Source organism: Aquirufa ecclesiirivi (genome assembly GCF_011250515.1).
Taxonomy (GTDB): Bacteria; Bacteroidota; Bacteroidia; order Cytophagales; family Spirosomataceae; genus Aquirufa; species Aquirufa ecclesiirivi.
In genome coordinates this window covers 40101-63995 of sequence record NZ_JAANOP010000004.1, presented here as the reverse complement: position 1 = coordinate 63995, position 23895 = coordinate 40101, and the positions used below count along the sequence as shown (strand labels likewise).

The following is a 23895-nucleotide window of genomic DNA, read 5'->3' as shown; positions in this document are numbered from 1 at the left end:
AGCGGATTCGGTGTAAACCGCAGGGTCGTGTCGAATGACGAATAAACGGAATTTGAAATGCACTTGTATTAAATTTAGGAACCCATTTATTACTCATCCCTGCTTTCCATTTCCATTCATTTTACCTCATCATGAAAATCAAATTTTGCTCAAACTTCTTTATTGGGATATTATTAATAAGCTTACCTTTCTCCGTATTTTCACAATCCACCGACATTGTCATTCAAGACATCAAGTTTGAAAGTCAGGGCATCACGCTTGCTGGCTCAGTTTTAATTCCTAAAAATCCATTGGCAGCCGTGGTCATTGTTCACGGTTCTGACCCAGTAAAAAGAGAAATGGAGTTCGCAAAACGAATGGCAAAAGCAGGTATTGCCGTATTAACCTATGATAAACGAGGAGTTGGAGAATCCGGTGGTATCTATGTCGGACCATCCGTTGGCACGAATAACATTGACACCACTAATCTTAATTTGCTATCTCACGATGCAAATTCAGCAGTAAATACGTTTCGTACCTATTGGAAAGGTAAAAAAATGCCCATTGGATTAGTTGGTTTCAGTCAAGCAGGATGGATCATTCCAATGGCTGCCAACAAAAATTCACACGTAGCATTTATGGTTTTATTTAGTTGCCCTACCATCACAACCCTAGAACAGCTCCGCTTTCAGTTTTATACAAATGGAAACAATCGCTTTTGGGAAAATCATACAGAAGAAGATGCTCGTGAGCATACTAAAAATGACCCAGACAAATATCAATTCGTAGCAACTGACCCAAAAATATCTCTAAATAAACTTTCTATTCCTGTACTTTGGCTTTTTGGTGAGAAAGACATACAGATTCCCGTCAAGTTGTGCATCGAGCAATTAAATACGTTTAAAGTTCAAGGCAAACCTTTCGAATATACCTTGTTTTCAAGATTGGGGCACAATACGGTATCTGACCATGATACAGCACCTTTTGACATTTCTATTCAATGGATAAAACAGAAAACCTTAAACATTAAGAAGGCTAAGGATTCAAAATAATGCGGTACCAGCAAACCCGCTGTTCGATATATGCTATGTCGAAAACTGATTCAAGGGATTAACAATCCCAATTAATGGTAATTTAAAACAGCTTCTGCACCGATGAAAGTGAATCGAAGATAGCCGCTGTTCGACATATGCTCTGTCGAAAACTGATTCAAGGGATTTACAATCCAAATCAATTATAACATAAAACAGATGAAAGCGAATCGAAGATTCTTTTAATTAACAATTCGACATGCTTTTTAGAACATGTCGAATAGCTACGTTATTTTACTGTAAATTCATATTACATAGGCTTGGGAGATTTCTCAAGCCTTTTTATCTATTGTTTCTTAAAATTATCAATTTATTGATAGCAAAAACCAACATTATATGAATATATTTATCATAAAGTTGGCTTATACAAACATAATCAATAACTCATCGGATTTTTTTATCTATTTATGATTATATTTGTTGGCATATACCAACTTTATATACATATATTCAATATTAAGATGGAAAATACCAACATAAATTGGTCAACTCAAAGCGATCAAGCCATCGTGGAATCCATAGGTGCTTACTTAAAGCAAAAACGACTGGAAATCAATAAAACGCAGGCTCAATTAGCCCTAGAGTCGGGATTGAATCGATGGACCGTGACACAAATTGAAAAGGGAGAAGCTATTTCTTTGGTATCCTTGATTCAAATCATGCGGGCGCTAGACGTTTTGCATTTGTTGGACATATTTTCAACAAAAGAAAAAATCAGTCCATTGCTATTGGCTAAACTAGCTAAAAAGAAAAAGCAAAGGGCACGCAGTCCCATAAATAAACCAATTCAAAGCGATTCATCATGGTAACTACAGCTATCATCAAAATATGGAATGAAACCGTGGGCGCTGTGGTATGGAATGCAGAGGAAGGAATCGCGGATTTTGAATATACCCCAAAATTCTTAGAAAAAAACTGGGATTTATCTCCTATTAAAATGCCCATAGCATCAAGCAAGGGTCGCATATTCTCCTTTCCTGAGTTACGAGGTTCAAAAACATTTAAGGGACTACCGGGACTATTGGCGGATGTCTTACCGGATGATTATGGAAATCAATTAATCAACAGTTGGCTTGCTCAGCACGGGCGAGCAGAAAACAGCATGAATCCCGTCGAGTTGCTATGTTTTATAGGAGCTAGAGGTATGGGGGCTTTGGAATTTGAACCTAGTCAATACGCCCACATGAAAGGCGCTAATGATATTGAAATAGACAGTTTACTGAAAACTATAAAGAAATTAGTCCATAAAAAAGAAGGCTTTGAAACCAACTTAAATCAAGATGAGGAAAAAGCCATGATGGATATTCTGAAAATTGGAACATCCGCTGGAGGGGCGAGACCCAAGGCCATCATCGCCTATCATCCAAAAACCGGCCAAGTAAAATCAGGCCAAAGTATGGCTCCAGCAGGTTTTGAGCATTGGTTAATTAAACTCGATACGGTGAGTGATGTGCAATTTGGTGAAAGCACAGGCTATGGTCGTATCGAAATGGCTTATTACTACCTAGCGAAAGCCTGTGGAGTGGACATGATGGAGTCCAGATTATTGGAAGAACATGGACGAGCTCATTTTATGACCAAGAGATTTGATCGAGGGGAAGGAAATGAAAAGCATCATATTCAAACGTTTTGTGCGATGCAACATGTCGATTTCAACCAAATCACCAGCTTTAGTTACGAGCAACTCTTCCAAACAATGAGGCAACTACGTTTACCTTATCCCGCAGCGGAGCAACTGTTTAGGCGTATGGTGTTGAATGTATTGGCCAAAAATTGCGACGATCATACCAAAAACTTTGCTTTCCGACTGCAAAAAGGTAGCCAATGGGAATTAAGTCCTGCCTATGATGTTTGCTTTGCCTACCGACCAGACAGCCAATGGGTGAGCCAACATGCTCTACGTGTCAATGGAAAAAGAGATGAAATAAAGAAACATGATTTGGAAATTGTGGCAAAATCCATGAACATAAAACAAGCCAAAGGCATTATTGATCAAATTCACCAATCGGTAAAAAAATGGAACGAGTTTGCTGAAATGGCCCAAGTCAATCCCATACAACGAGATAAAATAAATGGGATCCTCAGGAGTATATAACAGATAGTTCAACCCGATGTTCGTCATATGCTATGTCGAAAACAGATTCAAGGGATTTGCAATCCCACCCAATTCTACCATAAAAAAAGCCTCTACACGAATGAATGCGAATCCGCTGTTCGACATATATTATGTCGAACCACAGATTCAAGGGATTTACAATCCCTATCAATTACAACATAAACAGATGAAAGCGAATCGAAGATTCTTTTATCTACAATTCGATTGAGCATAGCATACTATGGTCTTTCTTTTTTTGAAAAAAAAGAAAGACCTAGGTAGTTGATAAAATGGTAAATGGCAAATTTTACGTGGTTCATGTATTCTTCATATAAAGGCTTGGGAGATTTCTTAAGTCTTTTTTTTATGATTTAGAAACCCGCTGTTCGACATATGTTATGTCGAACCTCAGATTCAAGGGATTTACAATCCCACCCAATTCTACTACAAAAAACTTCTACTCGGATGAATGCGAATCAAAGATTCTTTTCATTAACAATTCGACATACCATTTAGAACATGTCGAATAGCTTTATGAATTCTCAAGCTTTTCCCTATTTCACCGTCAAGCGAATCATTGGATTCAAAAACATATTCATTTTAGTCTTTTGAAAATGAGGTAAATAATCCCCATTAAAATTCCATGAGCTGAATTCTGTCTTTGAAAATCCCAAATAACCCTTGCCGTAATCTGCTAAACCCAATACCTGACCTTCGTATTTTTCATGATAAAATCGCTGGTTTACATCATCAAAATGATTCTCAAAATTCAACCATTCCATCGCCACTAAACAGCCTCCATCGGGCACAAAATAGGCATATTGACTTAAATCAAACTCATTCCAACCGCGGTGTTTGGCATGAACAATGATACTTTCCTGCGTAATTTCTTGGGCTGGTTTTCCTTGTTGGAGGCTATATATTCTAATTCGAAATGGAAAATGTCTATTCCCTAAATTGCTGATGTAAAAGTGGGCCTTTTGTATCTGACGAAAAAACAATCGTTGATCTGTCAATAACAAACCACTTTGAGAACCCATTCCACCTTGTTGAAAAGAATGTCCTGTTTTTTTGATAGGCTTCATACTGGTGTAGGGCTTGTTATCAGAAAACACCTTAACCTCAGCTAATAGGAATGCTTTCGGTTTCAAAAACACCTTCATTTCGCCCTTCATTTCCGAATAATTAACAATCAACAAGGTATCTTGGAAACCTATGGAACGAATCGTGATGGTATCAATGGATTGTTTAGACTTTAAAGTAAATTGACCCAATTCATTTGAATGAAAGCCTACTTTTTTATGTTCAAATAAGATGGAGGCAAAAGGTACAACAGCGCTATCGTCCCGACTAAGCAATTGGATTGAATGGTTCTGAGCATGGGCGCTTAGCCTTAGCAAGAGTAAAACAACATACATCAAGTATGTTCTTTGGGTGGAAATGTTCATCCGTATTACATCATTTTGAAATCCTAAAATTGATGAAAGCAATTTGAATAATACTTGCGCTGGAGCAATAAAACCAAGTAAATACTTATCACAAATTGATAATCCCCAAAAACAAAAAAAGCCTGAGATCTCTCTCAGGCCTTTATCATCAATCTATTAACATTCACCTACAATTTCTTAATCTTGATATTTCTAAACCATACTGGATTACCGTGGTCTTGCAATGAAATACGTCCTTTCATATTCACACCAAAACCCGGCATGTTTTTAAATTTTGAACCAGCAATCATCTTTTTCCAGTTCTCATCGTCGTAGCGTGTCTCCACTACTTTCTCCCCATTTAAATACAATTGCAATAAACCACGGTTATTCACAATACGTGCTGTATTCCACTCGCCTACTGGCTTCGCTGTCTCCTTAGATGAATGAATTAAATCATACAAATCTCCTGCACGGTGATTGAAAATCTTTCCATCTGGGTGTCCATCACTGTCCAATACCTGCATTTCAGGACCTGTATTATATGAACTATGGTATTTAGCATCTTCCGTTACATTGAAAATAATACCGCTATTTCCTTTAGGTGAAATCTTCCAATCTACCGAAAAATCATAGTTTTCAAACTCCTGATCGGTGGTTAAATCTCCACCATCTTTTTTAGTCACATCAAATCCAATCTCTCCATTTGTTACTGACCAAGATGTACCCACAGTACCTGGCTTATTATATGCATGCCATCCTTTTAACGTAGTTCCGTCAAACAATAACTGATATCCTTCTTTCTTTTCCTTGCTAGTCAATGTATTAGCTGTCTGAGCCAAGGTAACGATTCCCATGGCCATCAAAGAGCAGGCTAAAATAAATTTCTTCATAATTAACATTTAGATTTTGTGAACTGCAATACTATAAAAAGAATCTAAAATTTGTATCCCGAAAAGAAAAAATTACACAAAAAAGGTAAAAATCGAGGTTTCGTTCTTTCTTCGTAAATTGCATGTTCATTTAATCATGCTTCATGAAAACTAAAGTTGTCGCCAAACCTTCCATCAACATCATTACCCTAGGTTGTTCCAAAAACTTAGTCGACTCGGAAGTGCTATTTACCCAATTAAAAGGGAATGGCTTGGAAGTGACACATGAAGCCAAAAAAGATAAGGCCAACATCGTGGTGATTAATACTTGTGGCTTTATTGATAATGCCAAACAAGAATCCATTGATACCATTCTTCGCTATGCAGATGCCAAAGAAGCAGGTAAAATAGACAAGCTCTATGTGACAGGCTGCCTTTCTCATCGCTATAAGGATGATTTGGAAAGAGAAATCCCCATGGTGGATTCCTTCTTTGGTACGAATGAATTACCTCGCCTACTGAAAGCCCTAAAAGCTGATTATAAACATGAATTAGTGGGTGAACGTCTGTTGACCACGCCTGCGCATTATGCCTATTTGAAAATCGCGGAAGGTTGCGACCGCCCTTGCTCTTTCTGTGCCATTCCTTTGATGCGTGGGAACCACGTTTCTCGTCCCATGGAGGAATTAGTCAAAGAGGCTAGTTCCTTAGCTAAGAAGGGCACCAAGGAGCTTATCCTGATTGCCCAAGATTTAACCTTTTATGGTTTGGACTTCAAAGAGGCTGGAAGCTCAAGTGGACGCAAATTAAAAGAATTATTAGAGCGCCTTTCTGATGTCAATGGAATTGAATGGATCCGTTTGCAATATGCTTATCCAGCAGGTTTTCCCGTAGAAATCTTGCAGACGATGGCAGAAAGAGAGAATATTTGTAAGTACTTGGATATGCCCCTTCAAAGTGGCTCAGACGCCGTTTTAAAGCGTATGCGCCGTGGTATTACTCGAGAAAAAACAGAAGCATTGATTGAAACCATCCGTGGAACGGTACCTAACATTGCTTTGAGAACTACTTTGATTTCAGGTTATCCGGGTGAAACCGAAGCAGATTATGATGAAACTTATTCCTTCGTAGAACGTATGCGTTTTGATCGCTTGGGTATTTTCAATTACAGTCATGAAGAAAACACCCACGCTTTCTCCGTTCAAGATGATGTCCCTGAAGAAGTGAAACAAGAGCGTTCGGATGAAATCATGGCCTTACAACAAGGCATTTCGGAAGAGCTGAACCAAGCTCGCGTAGGAAATACCTACAAAGTCATGATTGACCGCAAAGAGAGTGGTTATTTCGTTGGCCGAACCGAATTTGATTCACCTGAAGTGGATAATGAAGTATTGATTCCAGCGGAACAATATGCTAGATTAGGGGATTTTGTTCAGGTCAAAATAGACCGTGCTGAAGAATTTGATTTATACGGAACCATCGTTTCTTAATAACGAGGAATATCGGGATCGATGCGCCTAGACCAGGCGTCAATGCCACCAGCTAGGTTAAATACATGTTTGAAACCTGCTTGCTGCTGCAAGTAAACAATTACGTTGGCAGAACGCATACCGTGGTGACAAAGCACCAAGCCTCTAGCACTTTTAGGCAAATTTGAGAGCTTGGATGGAATCTCATTCATAGGAATATGAATTGCCCCTTCGATGCGAGCAAAATCCCATTCATCTTCCTCCCGTACATCCAATACGTAGTCGATCTGACCATCCTGCCATTGGGCAAAGGCCTCCTCGGGACTTAATTCTCGTACAACACTGCTGTCTTCGGTAACGGGAAAAATTTTTTCTTCGGCCAGGGGATCTCTTTCTAAAGCAAAAAAGTAACTGCGCATTTCTTGGGCATCCCAAGTCATCAAAGCACCTTGAGCTGGAGATGGCATGCCTGCTAAACAAAAGATCGCTTCTTTGGCTTGCATGATGCCTAACATACCTGGCAAAAAACCCAATACGCCAGCTTCATCACAAGTCGGGATTTCATTGGGCCCTGGTTCATTAGGAAAAAAACAACGGTAAGTCGGACTCATTTTACCTGATGCCATGCGCATATTACACACACTAAGATGGCCTTCCCAAGTATGAATAGCGGCATAGATAAATGGCTTACCCATGGCTACACAGTGGTCATTAATTAAATACCTTGTTTTGAAATTATCGGTACAATCGATCACCAAATCCACGGATTGAATGAGCTTTTCTGCATTTTCTTCCGTCAATTTCTGTGCTATTCCCAGAACTTGAATGCTAGGATTTAAGGCTTGTAGATAGGCTTCGGCCTTTTTCGCCTTAAACTCGCCCAAATCTGCTTGTTGATAGATGACTTGTCGACCAAGATTAGACAAATCCACCGTATCACCATCAATAATCGTCATATGTCCAACACCGGCTGCTGCCAAATAAGGCAATGCCCCACTGGCGAGTCCACCAGCACCCACGACCAAGAGTTTAGCTCGAGATAGCGTAAGCTGCTGCTCTTCTCCCCAATCAGCCATTTTAAGCTGTTTTTGGTAACGTATGTAATCTTCGGATGAAAGCATGTGAAACAAAAAAAGCCTCTTTGATTTTCAAAGAGGCTCTAATTTCGTAAAAATTTTACAATCTATACAGATAAAGTTCCTTTACGTGCAGAAGCAATTAAGGTCTTTTCGAAACCATTCTTATTGATGGTACGAATCGCCTTAGCGCTTACTTTCATACGTACCCAAACACCTTCAGATTCTAAAAAGAATTTCTTCGTTTGTAAATTTGGGAAAAACTTACGTTTTGTCTTATTGTTTGCGTGAGAAACATTGTTTCCTACTCTTGTTCTCTTTCCAGTTAATTGACAAACCTTTGCCATAATATTTGCTTTTTATTTGAGACTCGCTCTTGAATTATATTTGTTATCAAATCGGATGGCAAAAGTACTCATAATTTTATAAAATTGCAATCCTCTTTCTAAAATTTATAAAATATCTCTCCCATTATCATTCAATCGTTATCTTTGAGTATGGGTAAGCGTAAAACCTCCGAATCTCTTCCTAAAAAAATCATCTCCTCCATCATTTGGTTAGGAACATTACCCTTGTGTTTATACACCTTATTAACCTATTTACTAAGCTATTCCTTAATTATAGATCATTGGCTGGCGGGATTCATCATGATGAGTATGCCCGTGGCCCAGATACTCTGTTTCGTTTCGCTGATTTATTGGATCTTCCAACGAGCGAAAAGGGCCTTGTTGCCCCTTACTGTCTTACTCTTAGGCCTAAGTTTCATCCAGCGAAGTATCGCCATTCACAATCCCAAAGAAAGCCTAGAGAAGCCCATTAAAGTATTGAATTACAATGTGTTTGGCATGTATTCCAATGCCTACGAGGCCAACGAAGAAAATGTAGAGAATTTGAAAAAATTCATGCGGGATTATGAGGCCGACATCAAATGTTTCCAAGAGTTTTATTCCAATGCCGATCGGCCAGCCTACAAAAGTATTAGCATGATGAAGGATCAATATCCCCATTATGCCATACTACCTCTAAAAAAAGAGATTTTTGATTCAAGGGAAAAAATGGGTTTGGCTATATTTTCCAAGTACCCCATCATTCATCAAGAAGGTCAACAATTTAAAAACTCGGCCAATGGATTTCTATTTGCGGATTTGGTCAAAGGAAAAGATACCATTCGGGTGATCAATTTGCAGCTTTGGTCCATGGGAATCCGAGTAGGAAAAGTCACTGGAAAAATTCGGGATCAAGATTACGAAGATGCTAAAAAAGAGGGACGAGGTATCATTGCTTCCCTTAAAAAAGGCTTCATCCGTCATAAGGAAGAAATTAGCCAAATCAATCGCATCATTCAGCAAAGCCCCTATCCCGTCTTGGTTATGGGTGATTTAAATGAAACGCCTTATGGATGGGCCTATGGTACCCTACGCGAAAGGATGGACAATGCCTTTGAAAGTGCAGGCCGTGGATTTGGCTTTACTTTGAATCGTAGTCCGTACATGGTGCGGATCGACAACCAGTTTTTCAGCAAGGAATTTGAGATTTTACAATTCACTACGTTGAGAAAAATTACCTATTCGGACCATTTCCCGATTGTGGCTAGTTACGTGATAAAAAAGCACTAGAATAACCTTTTTAGCGTAATTTCTTTCAAATGGATTTCGGTTCCCCTTTTGACCAAAAACAATACTTTATCCCCTACTTTGGTTTGAAGTAATCGATTCAACTCATCCAATCGGTATTCCGTAGCCTTGCGATTATTCACCATCCAGATTTCATCCCCCGCCTTAAAGTCGACATCGTCTGCCGGTGAGCCATCTTGAACCGACTCTACTTTAAAGCGCTTGAATTCTGGGGCGATGGACACCAAAGTAAGTCCTGAAAGCCCTTCTTCAAAAGGACGATTTAATCGAGATGCAATGGGCTTAAATACTACATAATTGTCTAAATAGTGGAAGGTAATTTTAAATCTTCTCAAAAACTCCCCTCCGATACTTCCTGAAACAGGTGAAATACCTTGCATTTGCTTTACTTGATACGATAAAGAATCAGGAAAAGAACTAACCACCTCCTTCCATTTCCATGGACCTAAGCCCACTTGTTTAATTCTCCCCAAATGCCCTAAAATGACTCCATTTAATCCTTTACCTAGTTGAAATTGGTATTCAGATAAATGAAATTTGGTGGTATCACCCGTTTGACCTTCAATGGAAAATGCATGACCTGCACCTGAATCTAACAACAATAAATCGGAGGTTGTGCCTTGCTTATTCGTCAAATTTACACCACGAATATAAGGTTTGTTATCTAGCAGGGTGATGGGAAACTTGAGCCCTTTACTGGCCCTGTATTTATAGTTAATTGGATAGCGTAGTTCAATTTTACGATTCAAATAATCCATCGTCACCACTAAATTATTGAACAAATCAGAACCAATAATCCCATGAATTTTAGTGCCGACAAAACTAGATAAATCCAATACATCGGTATCCAAAAAAATGATGCTTTGTCGGTTCGCTTGTGCTTCTCCAATGTTCATCCGCACATCAATCACTATGTTGGCAGTAATAGGGTCTCCCATTCCGACTCCATTCACTTGAATTTTCCGAACGGATTTCAATCCTAATTTTTTAGCTACCTCAGGGTCGGATAAAATGGTCGTTCCGACACCCGTATCCAAAATAAACTTGAGGGTATCAGAGCCATTAAGGACGATGGGGATAATGACCAGATTGGAATACAAATCAAAAGGAATGTAAACAGTCTTTTTGGTTTTTTTCCAATGGAAACTGATGTACTCTTCCTTCACTACTTTAGGCCTTTGGGCAAAAAGAGCGGTAGAAATTAGTAATAGAACACACAGCTTAATGAAAAAGCTATTTTTCATTCATTGTTAGATAAGCCTTGCGAAAACTAAATTTAAGCTATTTTTGTTCAATTATGTCGAAAAATAAGCCAACAAATCAACTTTGGAAAGTTTTGGGTACGGGCTTCGGAGTGGCGGTCACTTTGGGAGGAACGGTGGGAACGGGAATACTTCGCAAGCCGGGTCCTATTGCAGATCAATTAGCCAATCCGTATTTAATTATCGGCCTATGGATCTTGGTAGCGGCCTATGCCCTATTGGGCATCAGTACCGTGTTGGAACTAAGTTTATCCATTCCCAAAGCTGGAGCTTGGTATGGATATGCAGAAAGGGCATTTGGGCGATATATTGGATTTTTAGTTGGGATTAGTTCTTGGTTAGGTACAGTTACGGCTTTGGCCTTTGGCACATATACATTTAGTGAATATGTGGGGATACTATTCCCCTTTTTTGAACATCAGGAAAATAATGTAGCTGTAGGCACTTTGGTTCTCTTATGGTTTTTCCATCAATGGGGTGTGGTCATGGCAGGTAAATCCCAAGAATGGCTCTCAGGAATTAAGGCAATCGCACTTCTAGGTTTTATTGTCCTTTGCTTGGTATATGGTTCTGGGGGCATGTGGCATGAAAGCCATGCTAGCCCTAAAGGACTTCCATTGTGGTCGGGCATCATGACAGCCTTATTATCTATTTTCTATGCATTTGATGGCTGGCATACCGCCGCATATTTCACGGAAGAAAATGCGGATCCAGTAAAAAGCATGCCGAAGTCGATGTACATCGGAGTCATTTCCGTGGCGACTATTTATCTATTCATCAACATCGCCATACTGTATGTACTTCCCTTAGAAGAGGTTAGGCATTCCAAATTAGCGGCTGCAGAGGCCATCACGTTACTATTTGGCAGTAGTACAGGCCAATGGATTACCGCATTTTTAGCCCTCAGTATTTTTGGCATATTGAACACTCAAGTGATGTTTGCTCCTCGGGTGCTCTATTCGATGAGTCGCGATGGGCTTTTTTGGAAAAAAGCGAGTGAGGTCAATAGCTTAGGTAGCCCTAGTTTTGCTACACATTTAACCGTGGGCATGTCCTGTCTGCTCTTATTGACAGGCAAAACTTTGAATGAACGCCTGTCGGATATTGCTACTTTTTTCTTTGTGGCCAGTTATATCTCTGGTTTCGCTTCCTTGTTGAGATTACGACATACGGAACCCCACTTGCACCGACCATATCAAGCATGGGCTTATCCTTATGTTCCTAGCCTTTTGTTAGTAGTTTCCGTTCTGTTTTTAGCGGGCACATTGGTCCAAAACCCTAGCAGTGGCATCTACGTGCTCCTTTTCGTGGTAGGTACCTATGTTTTGTATCGAAGTCTGTTTGAATCGAAAAGATTAGAATAATTAAAAAGCTTCTTCATATTAAATTGTATAGCAAAACCTTACAACTCACGAATCAAATTAGTTTACAACGTTTGGGTTATCTTAAACACCCATGCTGGATTATCTGTTAATTTCTCTTGTATGTAATTTGGTATACGAACTTGTATTCCCGAAGCTGTTATTTTATAAGATAAAGATGTTGATTCTCCGATCAAATGAACCAGCATACTCTTTCCTACGCTTTTCCAGGGCACTGTAATGAGAGAAGGCATACTCTCTCCCATTTTAGGCAAATAGGTAACATAAACCGATTGACCTTTTCTATTAAATGCCCACTGGCCTTCGCGGTAGGGTGCAATTGGTTTAGTACCATAAATAGATTCCCCATGGATGTTTAACCAGTAACCTATTTCTTTCATTCGTTGATACGCTTCGGCATGCCATTCTCCATCGGGCCCTGGTGCTACATTCAATAGTAGGTTTCCATTTTTTGCTACTATATCAACCAGCGTTTGAATGATTTCACGACTCGATTTATAGGGGTCATTTGGTACAAAAGACCAACTAGAACCCATGGTCATACATGTTTCCCAAGGTATCGGCATATAATGATCGGGAATGGATTGTTCGGGAGTTACATAATTTTCATACTCTCCTCCTACTGTTCTATCTACGACGAGCAATCCTGGTTGATTCTTGCGACCCATAGCTGCAATTCTAGACATATCGATGTCTTGGTCATAAGGAATGGTTCTTTGCCAGCTGATACTCGTATCTATCGATGAAAATGGTCTTACCCAGCCACCATCGAGCCAAAGAATATCCATTTTACCATATTCAGTCATTAATTCTTCGATTTGATTATAAGTAAAATCCTTGAATTCTTGCCATTTTTGAGGATATTTCTTGGGATTGTAATTGACATTACGGTCTTTCGGAGGGAAATATGGCCACCAATAAGAAGGAGTATTCCAATCAGGTTTTGAAAAATAAGCTCCTACCATAAAATCTTTTTTTCGAAAAGCTTCAAATACTTCTTTGGCAATATTACTTTTTGGATTGCTGGAAAAGGGCGATTTCTTATCCGTGACTTTATAGGTGGTATATTTTGAATCGAACATGCAAAAACCATCGTGGTGTTTGGTGGTAAAAACCACGTATTTCATCCCAGCATCTTGTGCTGCTTGGGCCCACTTATCCGGGTTAAACTGAATCGGATTAAAGCTTGTTTGCAAATTTTCATAGGCCTTTTTATACTCAAAATAATTAGCTGATGCTGGCCCTTTCCGTTCACACCAACCCTCATCTTCAGGGCATAAAGACCAAGATTCCACGATGCCCCATTGACTATAGGTTCCCCAGTGCATTAATAAACCGAATTTATTGTCTTGCCATTGGTCTAATTTCTTTTTGACAAGGGCATCCTTGGGCCAAATATACTGCTGATGATTCTGTTCGGAATGCTGCTGAGCTTGTACAAAGGGAATCATACTACAGTATAATAATGCTATTAAAACAAAAACTTTTTTCATAATTGCGCTTTAAAAATGCGTGTTGACTTCCTATTAAAATGTCTTAATTTGAGCTGTTTTAATCTTTTCTATGATAAAATTACCAATATTCCTTCCTTGAACCTGCCCTTGTTCAATGGCATCTAAATAATGTATTCCACCGTACAATCGGGAAATGGCTGCCTCATTTGCGGCCTGCCGGAAAGATGAAAATGAACGAGGTTTTAGATCAAAATAAATTTCTGAGTCATCCATATAACTAAATGAATCTCCCAAAAAATGGGTGAGAATTTCTGCTGCTGCTGTGGAAATGACACTATGCCCACTGGTATATTCCGGGAAAGGAGGTGTTTGTAGCAAAGGTTGCCAATGTATATCAAATAATCGCTGAATAACCGTTTCTGGTCTAATTCGATTACTTCTAAATTTCTCATCCCAACAACTTATAAATGCATCCATTAAGGTCGTTGCCACTAAAGCATGCAAAAAAATAGTCTTTTCAAATGATAGTTGCTTTTTACGACATGCTATTCCTGCAATATTCATCCAATGCCCCCCTGGGCTCATTTTTTTAAAACCAATGGACATATGTCCTGAGGTATTTATAGCAAATGGATTACAATCCCAAAATGCGGCAATCAACTTTTGCTCTGGGCTTAATTTATTTTTGATTTCAAATACATCCTTAGCTAACTGATAAAATTCACTACTGGGGTCTTCATGATAGGTTACGGGAGGGTGAGGTTTAAATTGACTAGCACTATCCAGGAACATAGGCTTAATGGTACTCCAATGGGGCTCCACAGCTTCCATATAAGCTGGTGGAGTAGGATACCAAAACCCTCTGTCTTTTAGGGGACGGTACCTACGTAAGGTGCTTAATGTAAAGTAACCATCTGTTTTTGCCCAAGCCACTATTTGATTGGAAACCTGGGTAGCTAATTCGATGGATTCTTGAATTTCCTTTGCTGAAAATCCTGCTTTCTTCCACTTGACCACTAATTTTTTTTGATCTGCTTCTAATTGGAATCCTGAAGGCAATAACAACCTTCCTGATTCAAGTATGCTGTAAAGTGCCGCTAGTTTAATTTGAGCATTTGGTCCTTTGGATATACTTATTTTAGGGAAGTTTTTCAATAAGACAGCCGGAGACGGTATTTCTTTCTCTTCCTGTGAGACTATCACTTGGGCACTTAGCAGCATGTATGAATAAAATCTAGCTGCTGCAGGAGGATTGACTACATCATGAATCATCACCATCGTAGTAGACATGACTACAGGCTGGATATAGGAATCCAGTGCAGGCTTGACAACCGTGGCTATGGATAACTGATGTAAGAAAAGACACAAAAACAGCAGAACATATTTACCTATTTTTCTCATTCTTGATACCATTGTAAGGGTTGATTAAATGCTCCAATTATCAAGTAATTTTTGCCTGCAACGGGTATTTCAATGTTGGATTTAACATCTCCCAATATATACAATCCCGATTTTTGTTGATTCACATATTCCAATTTTCCTTGTCCATTACCTTTAAACATAAATCCATAATTGGCATCCATACTGCCTAATTTCAGTCGATTATCTGATTTATTACCCATTAGCAAGGCATCCAAATTGCCATCTTGATCAAAATCCTTGATAAGCAACTGGGTAACAGGAGCCATTTGGGCCTCTTGAGGCAATATTTGCTTATGAAAAAACCAGCTTTTATCATCTTTCTGCCGACTGATAAAAAGACATGTTTGTAGCTCTTTTAGACTTAATTTAGTGGCAGATTGTAAGGCTTCTTTCGTAAAAATATCCTGTATGGTAGCATCCGCATAATTGGCATAAGATGAAAATTTCCTCCTCATAGGTATAATTTGATCATTTAATTCATCTCGACTAACATAGGGATAAGCCTTAGATTGAACGAAAAAAGTCAATATGGGATCAATAGATCCATTCATATCAAAATCAGCAAAATAGAGTTCTGCTGGATTTTTTTGATTGGCTTTTATCACGGCATTGGTACCCAAATTCCCAGCCAGAATATCTGGTTTACCATCTTGATTAAAATCTCCTATAGCCAAGGTATTCCAAAACCCAAGGTCACCTTGATTAAAATACTGAGCACTTGTATCTTGAAAACCTTGAACCGTATTAAGAAATACTTTGATTGGCATAAACTCTCCCGTCATGATTAGATCTGGCCTCTTATCTTCATTGATATCATACCAGAGGGCGTCGCTTAACATGCCTATTTGAGAAAAAGGGATATCAGCTAACGTAAAATGTGCCTTGCCATCATTGATAAGTAAATAAGATAGAGGGGAAAGAGGGTATTTCCCAGGAACAACGCGGCCTCCTACAAAAAGGTCTAAATCCCCATCCAAATCCACATCACAGGAACGAACGAAACCTTTGCTGCTAGCACTTAAATCAGGAAGTGCTTGTTTATAAAAACTTCCATGGGTGTCATTGATATACAATTCATCTTGAAGATTGGGCGTATTGGCTTCAAAGAGGGAATATCCTCCTTTCGCCACATACAAATCCTGAAAACCATCCTGATTGGCATCAAAAAAAAGAGCTGCAGAAATAGCTGATGTACTTTCATCACCAATCTCCAACGGAAGTGGCGAGAATTTCCCATCTGAAACTTGAAGCCAAATTTTTCCATTTTGATTCTTATCTCCACTGACAAAAAGGTCAACCAATTGATCATTATTCACATCGGCTTTAGCCAATACCGGTCCCACGGATGAATACATGGACAACATCAATGGCTGTCTTTTAAAATCATTTTCTAGGTAAGCACTATGGCGGTAAGGAATCAAAGGTCCTACTCTATTTAAAAGGGCTTCTTGATTCGCATACACTTTTTCCATCATGCTACCTGCTTTATAAATGTGGAGCAGCTGATTGGACTGGATATTTTTAAGCCATTGCTCGCTTTTATCAGGCCAAATAATTTTTACTGAATCAACTAAAGTGACCTTTCCTAATCCAAAATGCAAGCGACTTGATTCACAAGACAAATACCCCCTGAAGGGGTTAATCTCTTGATACTGCTGTTGTTTACCTGCATAGACATATACCTTACTTCCCACGATGGTTCTCGTGGATTTATTGTCGTGCAAGGCGAATTGAAGGTAAGATTGATTTTTTGATTCGGTACTAAGATTCTGGTAAATGGAAGCTTCTTGGTTAATGTTATTGATGATTAATTCCAAATCCCCGTCATTATCTAAATCTGCATAAGCAGAACCACTGGAAATAGTAGGCTCCGTTAAACCCCATGAAACTTGTTGATTACTGAAAGTCAGATTACCTTCATTTTTAAAGATGTAATTCGCCAGTTTTGTGGATGGCATAGCCTTCACCAAATCCATCAATTGAACTGATTCTCGGTCTATTGCTTTCTTGATTTTATAATCTCCCCAATACTTCAAGAAATCCTTATTGGTATAATCTCGTAAATAGCCATTACTAATGAAAATATCTTTGTTTCCATCATTATCAAAATCCACGATTAAAGGACACCAGCTCCAGTCTGTATTGGAAACACCTGCTAATCTGGCTATTTCACTAAATACGGGAAAACCGCTTTTATCGTTTCCTAAATTCAATTGCAACATATTGTGCATATACTGCTTGTTTAGTCCTTGCTGTTGCATTAATTCAAAGGACTCATAATTTTCTTGTAACTGTAAAAGCTTTTGTCTTCGATTATCTTCCGGAAGCATATCCAATGTGAGGACATCGGGTAGTGCATCATTGTTAAAATCGGCAATATCTACTCCCATGGAAAACTGAGCAAGGTGCCTAAAATTCCGTTGGGTTTGCTCTAAAAACGTCCCATTTCCTTTATTTAGATACAAATAGTCTGGCTCATTGTAATCGTTCGTAACATAAATATCGCTTAGGCCATCCATATTGACATCGGCAATGGCGACACCAAGTCCAAATGTCAAAGGGTATTGATGGATTCCTGCCTTGGCCGTAACATCTGTAAAATGCCCATTTCTGTTTTCAAACAAACGATTACCTGCCAATGTATCTATTTCCGTTCTCAAGCGTGCCAATTCCATATTGTCATATTTTTTTACATTATGATTCAATAGAAACATGTCTAAGTCTCCATCTACATCATAATCCAAAAAAGCGGCTTGTGTGCTATAACAAGGACTATCGAGTCCATATTCTTTGGCTTTTTCGACAAACCTAGGTACTCCGTCCGCCTGTTTTCCTAGGTTGATATATAATTCATTTCTACGTAATTCCTCACTTAATTTCCCAGAATAACAGAGGTAAATATCTAAGTAACCATCCCCATTGACATCTGCCATACTTAACCCGGTTTTCCATGCTCCCTTTTTCCCTGCTATACCTGGACATGACTTTAGAGTAATATCTTTAAATTTCAGCTTTCCTTGATTTAAGTACAGCTTATTTTGTTTCATGTTGGCCGAAAAAAATACATCTTCTAAGCCATCATTATTTAGATCCCCAACAGCTACACCTCCCCCATTAAAAAAATACTCATACGACATGACATTTAAGTCTTCTGATTCCTGGATGGTATTGGCAAAACCAATGCCCGTTCGTTGAGCATCCAATTTTTTAAATAATGGATTTTGGGCATGGAGCATTGAGCTATTCAACCCAATGAGCAGCCATATAAATCCAATAAAAGAAAGGAAAACCTTCATGTTCTTAAAATGCTTAATTACAAAAACTTCGACCGAAAAATTCAGTCGAAGTTATGTAATATCACAATCTTTATACTAAAAAAACACCTTTATTAAAAGGTACATTTCTAAATCCACATAGCATATTTGCTACGTAAATGGGCTACTATTTGTCCCACCAAGTACGAGAAGTAAAATTATTCCCGCCAGCAAGTTTACTCACTGCCGACGCTAAATTGGTCGGGTTAGTAGACGCTTCACTTGCCTTATAAGGAATCCTTCTTGGAATAGTTCCATTAGAAAAATTATTAGCAAAATTGATGGCTTTCAATTCAGGATATCCTGATCTTCTCCAGTTAATCCAAGTTTCAATGAAATTAAATGTGGTTGACGTTGACAACCAAATTTGCTCATTAATTTGCTTTAAGGATGCAGCTACGGAACTTGTCGTTAGTGGATTAGCTGCCAAATAAGCTGGTGCTGCTGCTACAGCAGCTTTGATAGCGGCATCATTGGCTGCATTGCTGTTAAATTGAGACAATGAAGCAATGGAAGCAATAAATCCATTGGCATAATGCTCAGAAGCTGAAACAGCTCCTACATTCCAACCACGAACTTTAGCCTCAGCTAATAATAACTCCACTTCACCATAAGTTAAAATGAAGTTCACACCACTACGATCTAAATAAATGGCTGTTCTTGGTCGTGAGTATTTTCCAACACCTGCCAAATCAGAACCAGAACCAGAGGCGCCTGGATATTGTGGATGCTTACTAATATCGGTAGCTCCACCATTTAAATCATATCCATTAGGTAAACCAATCTGAATGGCAGCCGAATTATCTCCAGCCAAATCTTGATTCGAGTTATTGGCATAGCCAGGAAGTGAAACTTCGGCAATGGCAGAAATTCTAGGGTCATTGCTTGCCTTCAAATAATCCATTAAGGTTTTACTCCAACGTACTTCTCTATAATCATCTGGAACACGTAAAGCTCCAGTCGTATTATTTGAGTTGGTACTATTATCCGTCAACACTTTAGCATTGTCAGCAATGGAAGTAAATACCCCACCAGCATATGCTTTTTCAGCCCATGCTTTTGCGGCAGCTTCATCCACTTTGGTCATGCGCATAGCTAAGCGTAACATCAATGAATTTCCAAACTTTTTCCACTTAGTTACATCTCCTCCATACATTAAATCTGTGGTAGGACCGCCTTTATTTGCATCCAAAGCTTTAACCGCAGCTTCTAATTCCGTTAGCATTCCGATATAAATACTTTGTTGAGTATCATATTTTGGCTGTGAAATTCCGTCTTTAGCTCTTAAAGCATCGGTATAAGGAACATCTCCATAATTATCCGTCAATCTAGCGATGTTAAGCACTTTCATAATAGTACCTACTTGGTACAAATTAGATAATTCGGCTTTATCTTTTACTAAATTTTGCATCTCAAAAGCCAAGGTGGCAGAACGATAGTTTTCGCCCCATAAACGACCTTGATAATCAAGAAAACTACCAGATGCTACGTACTTGTCTCCATTTCCATAGTATGAGAAAGTGGAGGCCAATGACTGAGACCACATACTATGAAATAATAATTGGGAATATCCCGTATTACCATATTCATACTGCGATTGAGACAACAAATAATTCGGATTAAATACCGCGGCACTTGTTGCATTGGGATCGGTATTGATTTGTTCAAATTCGGAAGTACATCCTTGAACTAGCAGTGCCGATAAACCGATATATAACATTAATTTTTTCATATTCTTTCAAATTTTGATTAGAATTTAATGTTTAAGTTAAATCCATAAGTTCTCGTCGTAGGTAAACTATTTCCTTCAATACCTGCATAATTGATCAAAGAAGAGAAACCTGCTTCTGGATCAATGTTGTCTGTATATTTCAACAAGGTGAATAGGTTACGTGCCACAAGCGATATACCGACAGACTGGAATGGTAAGTTTCCTAACTGTTTCTTGCTAAGGGTATAGCCAACCGTTATTTGACGTAGTTTAATAAAACTTCCATCCATCACGTTAAGTGAAGAAATTCTTCTCGCCAAATTTTGGTAATACATTTGAGCTGGGACAGAAACGGCATTTACCGATCCAGAGGTAGTCACTCCATCAGCTACCACACCAGAATCACGTCCTGGTAATGTCATTTGGTTTAAACCACGGAAAATCGTGTAATAATTCGTTGCAGAAAGCACTTTATTGCCGAAACGATAATCAATTAAGAAGGCAAAGTTGAATCCTTTATATGAAAACTCATTATTAAAACCTCCGTAAACTTTAGGTAGAACTGAACCCATAGCTGTTCTTGCAGAAGCCTGCACTGGAATACCAGAAGCATCAATAAGCGTTTTGCCATTGGAATCACGAACGAAATCATAGGCCATAATTTGAGGGCCTGGCATTCCTTTGATTAATGCCGTATTGGCATTAAGAGGGCGATAAGTTCCTAAAGATAATTGCTCATTTTCAGCTCCTGAACCTGTGATATCAACAATTTTATTGGCTACCGATGTAAAGTTCAAGGATGTTTTCCATGTGAAATCTGCTCCCTGAATTGGGGTACCACTTAACATCACTTCTAAACCTGAATTTTGTGTAGAACCTGTTCCAATGTATTGACCCGTATAACCTGTCGCATCAGATAAAGACCCATTGATAATTTCGTTTTTAGTTTTACGATCAAAATAGGCAATATCTATCCCTAGTCGATTTTGGTAGAATTTTAATTCCGTTCCAAACTCTATTTCAGTTAATGTATATGGCTTTAAAAACAAATTAGGCAAGGTAGAACTAAACGAGCCTGTCGTTATTCCCTGGATAGCTGATCCCACGCTATAATATTGAGAAGTACTATAAGGATTAACTGGTTCTCCAGAGACTACGGCAAATGAACCTCTCAATTTTCCATAACTCAAATCCTTCATCTTCACGAGTTCCGTAATATCGGCACTTAATGAAACGGAAGGTGTGAAAATTCCTTGGCTATTAACAGGCAAGGTTGAGAATGCATCATAACGACCTGTGGTAGACAATGTCAAAATTCTTCTAAAAGCTATATCCAATGAATAATAGGCTGAATGTGTCTGCTTTTCGGCATAATTGTATGACCTACCAAAGGATAAAACGTTATTGGGGCTATAGAAATATGGGATAACAAAAGGGCCTCCATTAATACCAATGCGATCATATTTATTATTACGGAATGCCGCACCTAACAAAGCATCTACACTAAAGTCTTCGGTAATATCCTTTGAAGCAGATAAAAATGCATCTGCATTAAGTTCCGCACTGGTAGCTTTGGATAATTCATCATAGCCACCTTTTAACCCATTGGAATAGGCTGTTCCTGTTGGAGTAATTTTATCAACTCCGTCATTCATCAAATCATAACCCAATCGTACAGTACCATTCAACCATTTGGTGAAATCATACTTACCAGAAAGAGAGGTGATTAAACGTTTTCTGCTTACATTATTTTTGAATCTATTAACCACAAACCAAGGGTTCGTTACATAGATATCATCATTGTACTGAATTTCAGCACCTAAAGGGGAACTAGCATTATAGCCAGGTTGCAAAGCCATTTGGTTAACACTGGTTGCCAAAAACTGAATATTATTGGCATTCAATGGACCATCAGATAAATTGGGCTTATTCTTCGCCAATTCATCAATGTAATTAACCATCAAATTAACTGTCAATTTATCTCCCATTTTTTGAGAACCTGTAAAATTGATGGTTTTACGAGCTAATCCACTATTTCGTAAAATTGATTCATTATCCAAATTCGCTAATGATAAACGGAAAGCTCCTTGATCAGTGGCATTGGAAAGAGATAAGGAATTAGTCAAAGTTGAACCCGTTCTGTAAAAGGTTTCAATGTTATTCGTAACAGCCGAATAAGGATAGTTTTTACCATCAAATTGAATGGTTTGAGCTCCATCTAGTTTGGCTCCCCAGCTAAGCATTCCACTGTTTAAGGCACTAGTTGCCGATGTTGGTCTCAAGCCATTTTGTCCTTGACCATACATATATTGATAATCCGTAAAATTAATAGCTTTATCTGCAACCCCGTTTAGGTTATACTCAACAGACATTTTTCCTTTTTTACCAGATTTTGACGTGATTAAAATAACACCATTGGCTGCTCTTGCTCCATACAAAGCAGAAGCTGAAGCTCCTTTTAACACGGTTAAATCTTCAATATCATCTGGATTGATGTTCGAAATACCATCGCCTTGATCTGCGCCTCCCCATTCTCCTGCACTACCACGCTGTGTATTATCCATAGGTACACCGTTAATGACAATCAAAGGAGATGCTGCCGTGAAACTTGCCATCCCACGTAATAAGATACGTGCTGAGGATCCTGGACCACCACTGGTTCCAGAAATGTTTAAACCAGCCACTCGACCAGCCAAGGAATAAGCCATATTAGTTTCCCTTGCCTTCGTCATTAAACCTCCGTCAATTTTTGTGACAGCGTAACCTACTTTTCGGGCTTCCTTTGAAACACCTAAGGCTGTAACAACTACTTCATCCAAAGACTGTGAATCACTACTTAATACCATGGTCATGGGACTATCAGAAGTAATTACCTCTTTCGTTGCAAAACCTATTGAGCTAAATACCAAAGTAACTCCTTTGGTTACACTAATGGTAAAAGAACCCGAAACATCCGTTGTTGTTCCTTTGGAGGTTCCTTTGATTTGAATACTTACACCTGGTAAGGCTACATTGCTGTCGTCAGTTACTTTTCCTTGAACTGTTGTTTGGGCAAAAACGGCTTGACAAGTAAGAAAAAGTAATGCAGTAAATATCAGAGTAAACTTATTTTTGCATGCTTTCATTTTTATGAACTATTTCTGTGAAAAAATCTATTAGAATGTAAATCCATTCATTAATCAATACGCTTGTCCAGCTAAGGTGGAACTAAAAAAGACTTTGTTTTCATAGATTTATTGGGATAGGGTTTAAAAACAACAATTGAACGTGCTATATGTTATTTAAAAAAATCATTAACACAGATATTATTAATCAGTAAAATTAATAACAACGCTATATTAATAATATTTTTTAATAATTGATTAAAAAAAGTGATGAATGCCTGATTTTTTGAGATTAAATCTCGGGGGAGACATTTATGCATCAATCAGCATCTCATATAAGAAAATACAGCCGTTGGGATTATTCAAATATTAATTTTAACTATACCCAAACAGAAATTTGTAAAAATTACCTTACATTTAAGCATCTCTTTCTACTGACGTAATAAAACACATTGACCTTTTCAAGGCAGTTATTGTCATGGCCTAACCTGTTGATTTTCATCAGTTCCATGATAGATTTCCATGAATTGTTTATATTTAGTTAATCTTTAAACCAAAAAACCAGTTAAAGACCTAGGTCTCTATCTGTTCGATTCAACATAT

General features: G+C 38.5%; 16 protein-coding genes. 6 read left to right on the top strand and 10 right to left on the bottom strand.

All coding sequences use genetic code 11. From position 1 onward, the window contains the following. The first annotated feature begins 131 nt into the window (after positions 1 to 131). The 3 genes from G9H65_RS06945 to G9H65_RS06935 all read left to right on the top strand — a co-directional run bounded on the left by G9H65_RS06945 (position 132) and on the right by G9H65_RS06935 (position 3165). The gene (locus tag G9H65_RS06945; protein WP_166374625.1) at positions 132 to 1031 is read left to right on the top strand and encodes an alpha/beta hydrolase family protein; all 900 of its coding nucleotides are present in this window, start codon (positions 132 to 134) and stop codon (positions 1029 to 1031) included. A 500-nt stretch (positions 1032 to 1531) separates the two neighbouring features. After that, positions 1532 to 1879, top strand: a complete 348-nt coding sequence (locus G9H65_RS06940) for a helix-turn-helix transcriptional regulator (RefSeq protein WP_166374624.1) — start codon at positions 1532 to 1534, stop codon at positions 1877 to 1879. Continuing rightward, positions 1873 to 3165, top strand: coding sequence for a type II toxin-antitoxin system HipA family toxin (locus G9H65_RS06935; protein ID WP_166374623.1), 1293 nt, complete (start codon positions 1873 to 1875; stop codon positions 3163 to 3165). The genes G9H65_RS06940 and G9H65_RS06935 overlap by 7 nt, the downstream gene beginning before the upstream one ends. 554 nt (positions 3166 to 3719) lie before the next feature. Here the strand turns inward: G9H65_RS06935 and G9H65_RS06930 are convergent. Continuing rightward, entirely contained in the window at positions 3720 to 4613 is an 894-nt protein-coding gene (locus G9H65_RS06930; protein WP_166374622.1) for a carboxypeptidase-like regulatory domain-containing protein, read from the bottom strand. A 167-nt stretch (positions 4614 to 4780) separates the two neighbouring features. Further along, complete coding sequence (locus G9H65_RS06925) at positions 4781 to 5485, bottom strand: 3-keto-disaccharide hydrolase (RefSeq protein ID WP_166374621.1); 705 nt, start codon at positions 5483 to 5485, stop codon at positions 4781 to 4783. Between the two features lie 143 nt (positions 5486 to 5628). Between G9H65_RS06925 and rimO the strand changes: the two genes are divergently transcribed. Continuing rightward, entirely contained in the window at positions 5629 to 6954 is a 1326-nt protein-coding gene (gene rimO / locus G9H65_RS06920) for a 30S ribosomal protein S12 methylthiotransferase RimO (protein ID WP_166374620.1), read from the top strand. Here the strand turns inward: rimO and G9H65_RS06915 are convergent. Next, positions 6951 to 8054: a HesA/MoeB/ThiF family protein gene (locus tag G9H65_RS06915; RefSeq protein ID WP_166374619.1), complete on the bottom strand. Its 1104-nt coding sequence runs from the start codon at positions 8052 to 8054 to the stop codon at positions 6951 to 6953. The genes rimO and G9H65_RS06915 overlap by 4 nt on opposite strands. Before the next feature lie 62 nt (positions 8055 to 8116). After that, positions 8117 to 8356 carry a 50S ribosomal protein L28 gene (gene rpmB / locus G9H65_RS06910; protein WP_109322213.1) on the bottom strand — a complete coding sequence of 80 codons (240 nt, stop codon included), beginning with the start codon at positions 8354 to 8356 and terminating at the stop codon, positions 8117 to 8119. A 150-nt stretch (positions 8357 to 8506) separates the two neighbouring features. Here rpmB and G9H65_RS06905 point away from each other — a divergent pair, with 150 nt between their 5' ends. Continuing rightward, positions 8507 to 9625 (top strand): endonuclease/exonuclease/phosphatase family protein, encoded by a 1119-nt coding sequence (locus G9H65_RS06905; protein ID WP_166374618.1) that lies wholly within the window; start codon positions 8507 to 8509, stop codon positions 9623 to 9625. Here the strand turns inward: G9H65_RS06905 and G9H65_RS06900 are convergent. Further along, positions 9622 to 10887, bottom strand: a complete 1266-nt coding sequence (locus tag G9H65_RS06900) for an aspartyl protease family protein (protein ID WP_166374617.1) — start codon at positions 10885 to 10887, stop codon at positions 9622 to 9624. The two genes, G9H65_RS06905 and G9H65_RS06900, sit on opposite strands and share 4 nt — an antisense overlap. A gap of 53 nt (positions 10888 to 10940) precedes the next feature. On the opposite strand from G9H65_RS06900, the gene G9H65_RS06895 reads away from it, so the two are divergent. Further along, positions 10941 to 12269, top strand: a complete 1329-nt coding sequence (locus G9H65_RS06895; protein WP_166374616.1) for an APC family permease — start codon at positions 10941 to 10943, stop codon at positions 12267 to 12269. Between the two features lie 62 nt (positions 12270 to 12331). Here the strand turns inward: G9H65_RS06895 and G9H65_RS06890 are convergent, their stop codons facing one another. The 5 genes from G9H65_RS06890 to G9H65_RS06870 all read right to left on the bottom strand — a co-directional run bounded on the left by G9H65_RS06890 (position 12332) and on the right by G9H65_RS06870 (position 23313). After that, the gene (locus G9H65_RS06890; RefSeq protein WP_166374615.1) at positions 12332 to 13780 is read right to left on the bottom strand and encodes an alpha-L-fucosidase; all 1449 of its coding nucleotides are present in this window, start codon (positions 13778 to 13780) and stop codon (positions 12332 to 12334) included. A 33-nt stretch (positions 13781 to 13813) separates the two neighbouring features. Next, complete coding sequence (locus G9H65_RS06885; protein ID WP_166374614.1) at positions 13814 to 15154, bottom strand: vanadium-dependent haloperoxidase; 1341 nt, start codon at positions 15152 to 15154, stop codon at positions 13814 to 13816. Then, complete coding sequence (locus G9H65_RS06880) at positions 15139 to 18459, bottom strand: VCBS repeat-containing protein (RefSeq protein ID WP_205753265.1); 3321 nt, start codon at positions 18457 to 18459, stop codon at positions 15139 to 15141. Before G9H65_RS06880 ends, G9H65_RS06885 begins: the two co-directional genes overlap by 16 nt. 145 nt (positions 18460 to 18604) lie before the next feature. Continuing rightward, complete coding sequence (locus tag G9H65_RS06875) at positions 18605 to 20209, bottom strand: SusD/RagB family nutrient-binding outer membrane lipoprotein (RefSeq protein WP_166374613.1); 1605 nt, start codon at positions 20207 to 20209, stop codon at positions 18605 to 18607. Positions 20210 to 20226: 17 nt separating this feature from the next. Beyond that, on the bottom strand, positions 20227 to 23313 hold the full coding sequence (locus G9H65_RS06870) for a SusC/RagA family TonB-linked outer membrane protein (RefSeq protein ID WP_166374612.1): 3087 nt from the start codon (positions 23311 to 23313) through the stop codon (positions 20227 to 20229). Positions 23314 to 23895: the final 582 nt, after the last annotated feature.

Bases quoted from the DNA above. Each gene is read 5' to 3' on its own strand.
- G9H65_RS06945 (WP_166374625.1), top strand. From the start codon at position 132: ATGAAAATCAAATTTTGCTCAAACTTCTTTATTGGGATATTATTAATA.
- G9H65_RS06940 (WP_166374624.1), top strand. From the start codon at position 1,532: ATGGAAAATACCAACATAAATTGGTCAACTCAAAGCGATCAAGCCATC.
- G9H65_RS06935 (WP_166374623.1), top strand. From the start codon at position 1,873: ATGGTAACTACAGCTATCATCAAAATATGGAATGAAACCGTGGGCGCT.
- G9H65_RS06930 (WP_166374622.1), bottom strand. From the start codon at position 4,613: ATGAACATTTCCACCCAAAGAACATACTTGATGTATGTTGTTTTACTC.
- G9H65_RS06925 (WP_166374621.1), bottom strand. From the start codon at position 5,485: ATGAAGAAATTTATTTTAGCCTGCTCTTTGATGGCCATGGGAATCGTT.
- rimO (WP_166374620.1), top strand. From the start codon at position 5,629: ATGAAAACTAAAGTTGTCGCCAAACCTTCCATCAACATCATTACCCTA.
- G9H65_RS06915 (WP_166374619.1), bottom strand. From the start codon at position 8,054: ATGCTTTCATCCGAAGATTACATACGTTACCAAAAACAGCTTAAAATG.
- rpmB (WP_109322213.1), bottom strand. From the start codon at position 8,356: ATGGCAAAGGTTTGTCAATTAACTGGAAAGAGAACAAGAGTAGGAAAC.
- G9H65_RS06905 (WP_166374618.1), top strand. From the start codon at position 8,507: ATGGGTAAGCGTAAAACCTCCGAATCTCTTCCTAAAAAAATCATCTCC.
- G9H65_RS06900 (WP_166374617.1), bottom strand. From the start codon at position 10,887: ATGAAAAATAGCTTTTTCATTAAGCTGTGTGTTCTATTACTAATTTCT.
- G9H65_RS06895 (WP_166374616.1), top strand. From the start codon at position 10,941: ATGTCGAAAAATAAGCCAACAAATCAACTTTGGAAAGTTTTGGGTACG.
- G9H65_RS06890 (WP_166374615.1), bottom strand. From the start codon at position 13,780: ATGAAAAAAGTTTTTGTTTTAATAGCATTATTATACTGTAGTATGATT.
- G9H65_RS06885 (WP_166374614.1), bottom strand. From the start codon at position 15,154: ATGGTATCAAGAATGAGAAAAATAGGTAAATATGTTCTGCTGTTTTTG.
- G9H65_RS06880 (WP_205753265.1), bottom strand. From the start codon at position 18,459: ATGAAGGTTTTCCTTTCTTTTATTGGATTTATATGGCTGCTCATTGGG.
- G9H65_RS06875 (WP_166374613.1), bottom strand. From the start codon at position 20,209: ATGAAAAAATTAATGTTATATATCGGTTTATCGGCACTGCTAGTTCAA.
- G9H65_RS06870 (WP_166374612.1), bottom strand. From the start codon at position 23,313: ATGAAAGCATGCAAAAATAAGTTTACTCTGATATTTACTGCATTACTT.